The organism is Mesorhizobium sp. M4A.F.Ca.ET.050.02.1.1, assembly GCF_003997725.1.
In the GTDB taxonomy this organism is placed as follows: domain Bacteria; phylum Pseudomonadota; class Alphaproteobacteria; order Rhizobiales; family Rhizobiaceae; genus Mesorhizobium.
Window position 1 is genome coordinate 1 of sequence record NZ_RZSG01001064.1, and the last position, 1,639, is coordinate 1,639.

The 1,639-nt window shown below is 62.4% G+C and carries 2 protein-coding genes and 1 pseudogene; all 3 read left to right on the top strand.

From position 1 onward, the window contains the following. A pseudogene (gene metX, locus EOA33_RS34950) lies at window positions 1–547 on the top strand (homoserine O-acetyltransferase); the annotation flags it as partial. Between the two features lie 58 nt (window positions 548–605). Further along, the gene (metW, locus tag EOA33_RS34955) at window positions 606–1,220 is read left to right on the top strand and encodes a methionine biosynthesis protein MetW (RefSeq protein WP_126058075.1); all 615 of its coding nucleotides are present in this window, start codon (window positions 606–608) and stop codon (window positions 1,218–1,220) included. Then, window positions 1,166–1,639 (top strand): Stf0 family sulfotransferase (locus tag EOA33_RS34960; RefSeq protein WP_245482535.1); only part of this gene is annotated, 474 nt, incomplete at its 3' end. The genes metW and EOA33_RS34960, both read left to right, overlap by 55 nt.

Here is a 1,639-nt window from a genome sequence, read left to right on the forward strand (position 1 = left end):
TCCGGAAGGGCATGGCGGCGAGTATTTCGAATACGGCAAGCGTCCGGAGAAGGGGCTGGCGGTGGCGCGCATGGCCGCCCATATCACCTACCTTTCGGAGGCGGCGCTGCACCGCAAGTTCGGCCGCAACCTGCAGGATCGCGAGGCGCTGACCTTCGGTTTCGACGCCGACTTCCAGATCGAAAGCTACCTGCGCCATCAGGGCATGACCTTCGTCGACCGCTTCGACGCCAACACCTACCTCTATTTGACCCGCGCGATGGACTATTTCGACCTCGTCGCCGATCACGGTGGTCGCCTGGCCGATGCCTTCGCCGGCACCAAGACGCGCTTCTGCCTGGTCTCCTTCACCTCCGATTGGCTGTTCCCGACCGAGGAAAGCCGTTCGATCGTGCATGCGCTGAACGCTGCCGGCGCCTCCGTCTCCTTCGTCGAGATCGAGACCGATCGCGGCCATGACGCCTTCCTGCTCGATGAGCCGGAACTGTTCGCCGCCATCAACGGCTTCATCGGCTCGGCCGCGCGGGCAAGGGGGCTGAGCGCATGACCCCGGAAAGTTGCAGACTTTCCGAGTCAGGATCATGCGCCAAAAGGGAGGCCAGCCTGTGAGCGTCAACCGCGCCCAGCGCGTCGACCTTGAAGTCGTCGCCGATCTCATCCCGCCGCAGTCACGGGTGCTCGATGTCGGCTCCGGCGATGGGCTGCTGCTCGAATTACTACAGGAAACCAAGCAGGTCGACGGCCGTGGGCTGGAACTGTCGCAGCGCGGCGTTAACGAATGCGTGGCGCGCGGCCTCTCGGTCATCCAGGGCGACGCCGACAAGGATCTCGAATTCTATCCCGACAAGGGCTTCGATTTCGTCGTCCTGTCGCAGACCCTGCAGGCGACCCGCAATCCGAAGCTGGTGCTCGACGAGTTGCTCAGAATCGGCAACCGCGCCATCGTCTCTTTCCCCAATTTCGGCCACTGGCGGGTGCGCCTGTCGCTGTTCGTCAAGGGGCGGATGCCGGTGACCAAGGATCTGCCCTATTCCTGGTACGACACGCCCAACATCCATTTCTGCACCATCCGTGACTTCGTCAATCTGTGCGAGGAGCTTGGCGCCACGGTGGAAAAGGCAACCGCCCTCGACGGCAATGGTCAGAGGATCGGCCTCTCCATGCCGTGGTGGTTCTGGAATTTCTTCGGCCAGCAGGCAGTGTTTCTGCTGAAGCGATGATTGCGATGCGTCTCTTTCGTCGGCGTGCGGCCACGGTTGAAATCCCGCCCGACATTCTGTCCGGGATAAAGGCGGGAATTCTTGTCTGCACCTCACCGCGCAGCGGTAGCAATCATCTCGCTGGGTTGATGGCCTCCGCCGAACTGGGGCGTCCACTTGAGTGGTTTGGCGGTCGCCGTTTGCTGGAGCTGCCGGATTATCCTCGCGCCCCCCGCGCGCAGCTTCTGCGTGCGGTGACGGACGGGCGATCCTCTTCAGGAATCTACGCGATCAAGCTTTTCGCAAGCCAATTTGCTCAAGTTGCCAAGAAATTGAACCTGCCCGCGAGCCTTCCGAATCCGCGTTACGTCCGCTTGACGCGCCGTGATCGGCTGGGCCAGGCGATTTCTTGGGCCCGCGCCCGTCAAACCCGCAGATTC